General features: G+C 39.4%; 8 protein-coding genes. 1 reads left to right on the top strand and 7 read right to left on the bottom strand.

The features are described 5' to 3' along the window. Positions 1-147: 147 nt before the first annotated feature. The 7 genes from QWZ17_RS21180 to QWZ17_RS21150 all read right to left on the bottom strand — a co-directional run bounded on the left by QWZ17_RS21180 (position 148) and on the right by QWZ17_RS21150 (position 5,289). The gene (locus tag QWZ17_RS21180; RefSeq protein WP_290307308.1) at positions 148-816 is read right to left on the bottom strand and encodes a helix-turn-helix transcriptional regulator; all 669 of its coding nucleotides are present in this window, start codon (positions 814-816) and stop codon (positions 148-150) included. Between the two features lie 317 nt (positions 817-1,133). Then, a complete protein-coding gene (locus QWZ17_RS21175; protein WP_290307307.1) occupies positions 1,134-1,622 on the bottom strand; it encodes a hypothetical protein in 489 nt (162 codons plus the stop codon). A gap of 112 nt (positions 1,623-1,734) precedes the next feature. Next, positions 1,735-2,079 carry a 50S ribosomal protein L20 gene (gene rplT / locus QWZ17_RS21170; RefSeq protein ID WP_290307306.1) on the bottom strand — a complete coding sequence of 115 codons (345 nt, stop codon included), beginning with the start codon at positions 2,077-2,079 and terminating at the stop codon, positions 1,735-1,737. Between the two features lie 78 nt (positions 2,080-2,157). Further along, the gene (rpmI, locus tag QWZ17_RS21165; protein WP_076369190.1) at positions 2,158-2,358 is read right to left on the bottom strand and encodes a 50S ribosomal protein L35; all 201 of its coding nucleotides are present in this window, start codon (positions 2,356-2,358) and stop codon (positions 2,158-2,160) included. A 94-nt stretch (positions 2,359-2,452) separates the two neighbouring features. Beyond that, entirely contained in the window at positions 2,453-3,019 is a 567-nt protein-coding gene (infC, locus tag QWZ17_RS21160) for a translation initiation factor IF-3 (protein ID WP_183559362.1), read from the bottom strand. Position 3,020: 1 nt separating this feature from the next. After that, complete coding sequence (gene thrS, locus QWZ17_RS21155) at positions 3,021-4,952, bottom strand: threonine--tRNA ligase (RefSeq protein WP_290307305.1); 1,932 nt, start codon at positions 4,950-4,952, stop codon at positions 3,021-3,023. 172 nt (positions 4,953-5,124) lie between these two features. Next, positions 5,125-5,289 carry a hypothetical protein gene (locus QWZ17_RS21150; protein ID WP_290307304.1) on the bottom strand — a complete coding sequence of 55 codons (165 nt, stop codon included), beginning with the start codon at positions 5,287-5,289 and terminating at the stop codon, positions 5,125-5,127. 138 nt (positions 5,290-5,427) lie between these two features. Between QWZ17_RS21150 and QWZ17_RS21145 the strand changes: the two genes are divergently transcribed. Beyond that, positions 5,428-6,027: a hypothetical protein gene (locus QWZ17_RS21145; RefSeq protein ID WP_290307303.1), complete on the top strand. Its 600-nt coding sequence runs from the start codon at positions 5,428-5,430 to the stop codon at positions 6,025-6,027. The last annotated feature ends 5 nt before the right edge of the window (positions 6,028-6,032 follow it).

Raw genomic sequence — 6,032 nt, 5'->3', positions numbered from 1 at the left:
GCGGAGGTAATCCGGATATAGTATTCCGATGATTGATTTTTATTCAAGGTTTCGAACACTCAAGGTTTTAAACCCATCGCTATCCGGAAAACTGCAAACTGCAAACTGCAAACTGCAAACTGTAAACTGTAAACTGCAAACTGCAAACTATATTAAATCAAACGCTCTTGCATACTCTGCAAATTCTATCGCATTAGTGATGCTTAGCTTAGCGCGGATATTACGACGATGGGTTTGAGCGGTTTCTGGCGAGATAAAAAGGGCCTCCGCTACTTCAATGGATGTTTTGCCTTGTGCTATCTCTGTTAATACTGCTTTTTCGCGTTTACTTAGTGTTGCAAAAGCTGCTATATGTTGTTTAATGAAGTTATTTTCTTTCAACAGGCGTTCGGCCTTCGCTTCAATATGCTTCATTTGGTTAATGGGAATGGCTGTAGTTATGGTAAGTAGCGGCTTGCCATTTTCATCCCACATAAAAAGGCGTGTTGAACTAATATGCCATGTCCAATCCTTTTCGCCGGCGCACTTTACCTGCTGAAAATAAGAGAAGCTTTCGTCGGCATTGTTGTTTCTTAATAACGATTCTATTTTAGGGAGGAAATCGGCCATATCATCGATATTAAAAAATCGGCTATGATAGTCAGGACCCAAATCTATCAGTTGTTGTAGTGTAACCCCTAAAGTTTTTAAACCCTTTGATGACATGTAAACCACCGGAAAATCACCTATTAAATGCAGCACAACCACGCCGGGCATCAGTTCGGCATATGGCGCAAATTCATCTATTTTATTTTGGATGGCTTTTGAAAGTTGCATATTGATTAACAGGAGGTTATAAATATGCATATAATTAAACATGTTTAAACCCACATCCTACGTTCAATAAATCTCAATGCTGATTATCAGGTATTTAATTTGAAATTAAAATATTCCTGATTGAGTTTATTTTGGATTTATTGTGTTTTAGACACGAATATCGCATGGGAAATCTAATCGTGTGTTCAATCTGTGGTTCAGTTTTAATGCGACGTTGTATGTAGTACCGAACTGGATTTATATGGCAGGAACTTACTTAGAAATGGTGCAATGAAAACACCGGCTATAGGCTAATTGCTAAATTTATACTTAACTATTTATTGTGAAATAATGCCCCAATGTTTCTTGTTTCTGAAATAAACGCTTAATATTTCAATCCTTGTGTATTTAAATATTCTTGCCGGATCGGGATTACCTTTAGCTCCCCGAAAACTTGGCGGAATTCCTTTATTGTTATCAAAATTGCCGGTAAGTTTTAAATGCAAGGGTACATGTGCTCCATCCCATATGTGGTCCGCATCTATCAACCGTTTGTTAGTCTGCTCCAGATAAATATACTCCCGGTTTTGTGTTGGATATATAATCCATTGTGCACAGGTGCACGCTACCGCTCCGTACATAACCGTAATAACTGTATCTTTTACTATTTCTGATTTCGCGTTACGGTTTGGAAACTCAATTACCTCCGGGAAGCTTGTCGCTGGTATCAGGGTCTTATTTTTTCTTTCGGGCTTTGCAGCAATAGATACGGTTATCGAACAAAATATAAATAAGGATAAAACAAATGACTTTGAAAAATATAGCATTTGGTAATTGATTTAGGTTCTATTACATCCAAACTTTGATTATCAAAATATAAATATAACAAAAATGGCCCTCTGAAAATCAAAGAGCCATTCCTGTTTATAAATTTCGATATTATTTTACTGCATCAATAACAGCTTTGAAAGCATCTGGGTTGTTCATCGCTAAATCGGCTAATACTTTACGGTTTAAACCGATTTCTTTAGCAGCTAATTTACCCATTAACTGAGAGTAAGAAATTCCGTGCTGACGGGCACCAGCATTGATACGCTGAATCCATAAAGCTCTGAACTCTCTTTTTTTGGTTTTACGGTCGCGGTAAGCGTACTGTAAACCTTTTTCAACTGTGTTTTTTGCAACGGTATAAACCTTGCTGCGTGAACCCCAATAACCTTTGGCGAGGTTCATGATTCTTTTTCTGCGTCTTCTCGACGCTACTGCGTTAACTGAACGTGGCATGTTGTTTGTTTTTGGTAGTGAGTGCCTGCTTTTGCAACAGAACTTAAAACTCTAATACCTGGTTAAAAAAATGGTGAATTACTTTCCGATACAAAGCATACGTTTAACGTTACCCATATCAGCATTAGAAACTAAGCTGGTGTGACCAAGGGCGCGTTTACGTTTTGTCGACATCTTGGTTAAGATGTGGCTTTTGTATGCGTTTTTTCTTGCGATTTTACCGGTTCCAGTAAGCTTAAAGCGCTTTTTGGCACTGGAATTGGTTTTCATTTTTGGCATAACTCTATTTATTTGTGTTAGATATTTACGTTTCTCAACGTTTTATTTTCATCCCATCTGCACATTTAAAATCTGTGCATCTGCATATATGTAATTATTTCTTAGCTGCTTTTGGCGCAAGTGTTAAAAACATCCTTTTACCTTCAAGCTTTGGCAATTGCTCAACTTTACCTACTTCTTCTAAGGCCTGTGCAAAACGCAAAAGTAATATTTCACCCTGCTCTTTGTAAACAATTGCACGCCCTTTAAAGTGTACGTAAGCTCTTACCTTTTCGCCCGCTTCTAAAAACTTAATGGCATGCTTTAATTTAAACTCAAAGTCATGGTCATCTGTGTTCGGTCCAAAACGGATCTCTTTGATAACAGTTTGCTTGGCATTGCTCTTGATCTCCTTTAGCTTTTTCTTCTGCTCGTAAATAAACTTGTTATAGTCCGTTACTTTACAAACCGGGGGTACGGCGTTTGGAGATATTTCAACCAGATCAAGTTCCTGCTCCTGCGCAATGGCAAGTGCATCTCTCAGAGAAAAAATTCCCTGCTCAACGTTGTCGCCTACCAAGCGAACTTCCTGAGCCCTGATGAATTGATTGATGTTGTGTTCAGCTTCTTTCTTCTTGAAAGGAAGCCTTGGTCCTCTATTGAAAGGTTTGTTTAATGCCAAGTTATACTTTTATTTCTTTAATTATTTGTTCTTTAAAATCTTCAATGCTCATACTACCCAAATCACCATGACCATGTTTCCTTACAGAAACCATGCCTTCGGCCGCCTCTTTTTCGCCTACAATAAGCATATAAGGGATCTTTTTGACTTCAGCGTCGCGTATTTTACGCCCAATCTTCTCGTCTCTGAAATCAATCAGCCCGCAAATATCGGAATCTTTTAACACATCAGAAAGTTTTTTTGCATATTCCTCATATTTTTCTGATATCGGCAAAATAATAAACTGCTCCGGCGATAACCAAAGTGGAAAATTACCCGCGCAATGCTCAATTAATACGGCAATAAAGCGCTCCATTGATCCAAAAGGTGCCCTGTGAATCATTACCGGGCGGTGCTTTAAATTATCGCTGCCAGTATATTCCAGTTCAAAACGCTCTGGTAAATTGTAGTCTACCTGGATAGTTCCTAATTGCCATTTACGACCCAAGGCATCTTTCACCATAAAATCGAGCTTAGGGCCATAAAACGCGGCTTCTCCCAATTCAACTACAGTGCTTAAGCCTTTCTCAGCAGCGGCTTCAATGATCGCGCTTTCGGCCAAAGCCCAGTTCTCATCTGTACCAATGTATTTAGCTTTGTTCTCCGGATCGCGTAGAGAAACCTGCGCTGTATAGTTTTCAAAGCCTAAAGCTTTAAATACGTACAACACAAGGTCAATTACTTTTTTAAACTCATCCTTTACCTGATCTGGACGGCAAAATAAGTGAGCGTCGTCCTGAGTAAATCCACGCACCCGTGTTAAGCCGTGCAACTCGCCGCTTTGTTCATAACGGTACACGGTACCAAACTCGGCAAAACGAACCGGCAGATCTTTGTACGAACGAGGTTTTGTTTTATATATTTCGCAGTGGTGCGGGCAGTTCATTGGTTTTAAAAAGAACTCCTCTCCCTCCTGCGGGGTTTTTATCGGCTGAAATGAATCGGCACCATATTTTTCATAGTGGCCCGATGTTACATACAGGTTTTTGTGCCCAATGTGCGGCGTAATTACCTGCTCATAACCAGCCTTAACTTGTGCCTTTTGCAAAAAGCTAACCAAACGCTCGCGCAAGGCGGTGCCTTTAGGTAACCATAAAGGCAAACCCATACCTACTTTTTCGGAAAAAGCAAATAATTCCAACTCTTTACCCAGTCTTCTATGATCGCGCTTTTTAGCCTCCTCAATCATAGCAAGGTATTCGGTAAGCTCGCTGGCCTTAGGGAATGTAACACCGTATATACGGGTTAACTGCTTACGTGTTTCATCGCCGCGCCAGTAAGCGCCGGCAAGGCTCATTACCTTCACCGCTTTTATAAAGCCGGTGTTAGGGATATGCGGCCCACGGCACAAATCGGTAAAGTTGCCTTGAGTATAAAAAGTGATTTCGCCATCGGCCAGGTCCTTAATCAGGTCCAGCTTGTACTCGTCATTTTTTTCTGTAAAATATTCAATAGCATCAGCTTTACTCACAGGTTTGCGGATGTATTCCGATTTGGCTTTGGCCAACTCGATCATTTTATCCTCAATCTGTTTAAACTCATCGCTTGATAAAACCTTGTCGCCAAAGTCTACATCATAATAAAAACCTGCACCCTCTTTAAGCGCCGGACCGATACCAAATTTGGTACCCGGATATAACGCCTCTAATGCTTCGGCCAATAAGTGGGCTGATGAGTGCCAAAAGGTTGATTTACCTGAAGCATCGTTCCAGGTTAACAGTTTAACGTGCGCGTCTTGCTCAATGGGGCGGCTTGCATCCCAAACCTCGCCATCAACTTCGGCGGCCAATACGTTGCGTGCTAAACCTTCGGAGATCGATAACGCGATCTGCGCGGAAGTGATCCCTTTGTCATACTGACGAACGGACCCATCGGGGAGTGTAATACTAATCATCTACAACTATGATTTAAAGTTTATAAAATTACGTTTCACAATCACCTACAAAGTGATTGTATATTTTGTGGCGCAAAAATAAGATTATTTTTGGATTTCGGAATTGGGATGTTGGATTTCGGATTTAACAGAACACGATGAGTAAATCCTTAAGAGATTGTTTTTGGCTAAACTATTTGCTGATAAACGGCTTATGCGTAATTGAGGCCTTATTCATAGTTTGTTGTATCTTATACAAGCGGGTGGCCATTTCAAAACGCTCTTTATAGGTTCTTTTAAGTCCTTCTTTTAAAAGCTCCAATTCGGCCTGGGTAAATGATTGCCTGTCCTTTTCCATCAAATGATATGATTTACAATTACATCAAATTTAAACAAATTTAAGCGATTGAAGAAATAGCACATTGCTTCACATTTTATTTGATCAATATTTTAGTTACTTTCATAGCATAATTACAAACAACTATAACCTTTCACCATGATTGTTTACGGCACTAAAGCCATTCATCAAAAAGTTGATTACATAGCAGATTCCTGCCCTGCCTGCAACACGCCTAACGTAATGCAAATGAATGTTTTTCAACGTTATGCCCACATTTTTTGGATACCTTTTTTCCCAGTAGGCAAAACCGGGGTTTCGCAATGTACCCACTGCAAACAGGTATTGAAATTTAACCAGATGACTCCATCATTGAAGATGAGTTATTATAACATGAAAAAACAGGTTAATGTTCCTATCTGGATGTTTGCCGGTTTAGCTCTTTTGGCAATTGGAATTACCGCAGGTGTAATAGCTGATAGGAATAAGAGTCAAAAAGTGAGCAAAATGATATTTAACCTTAAGAAAGGTGATATTTTGGATGTAAAAATGAAAGACAACGCTTTTACCCTATTGAAGGTAACCAAAGTTGTTGGTGATAGTGTGTTTTTTGTACAAAATAAATTCCAAATAGACCAGGAAAGCGGTATTGATGATTTAAAAAGTAAAGAGTATGATACCGAAGAGGAGGTTGTTGCTACTGCCGATTTAAAAAACATGGATAAAAAGGAACAAATTTTAGATGTAGAACGAGATTAAAAGCC

The sequence above is a fragment of the Mucilaginibacter flavus genome (assembly GCF_030409315.1).
Lineage (GTDB): Bacteria > Bacteroidota > Bacteroidia > Sphingobacteriales > Sphingobacteriaceae > Mucilaginibacter > Mucilaginibacter flavus.
Note: the sequence above shows the minus strand (reverse complement) of the source record. Positions and strands in the feature narration are given on the sequence as shown.

Bases quoted from the DNA above. Each gene is read 5' to 3' on its own strand.
- QWZ17_RS21175 (WP_290307307.1), bottom strand. From the start codon at position 1,622: ATGCTATATTTTTCAAAGTCATTTGTTTTATCCTTATTTATATTTTGT.
- rplT (WP_290307306.1), bottom strand. From the start codon at position 2,079: ATGCCACGTTCAGTTAACGCAGTAGCGTCGAGAAGACGCAGAAAAAGA.
- QWZ17_RS21145 (WP_290307303.1), top strand. From the start codon at position 5,428: ATGATTGTTTACGGCACTAAAGCCATTCATCAAAAAGTTGATTACATA.
- thrS (WP_290307305.1), bottom strand. From the start codon at position 4,952: ATGATTAGTATTACACTCCCCGATGGGTCCGTTCGTCAGTATGACAAA.
- QWZ17_RS21180 (WP_290307308.1), bottom strand. From the start codon at position 816: ATGCAACTTTCAAAAGCCATCCAAAATAAAATAGATGAATTTGCGCCA.
- rpmI (WP_076369190.1), bottom strand. From the start codon at position 2,358: ATGCCAAAAATGAAAACCAATTCCAGTGCCAAAAAGCGCTTTAAGCTT.
- QWZ17_RS21150 (WP_290307304.1), bottom strand. From the start codon at position 5,289: ATGGAAAAGGACAGGCAATCATTTACCCAGGCCGAATTGGAGCTTTTA.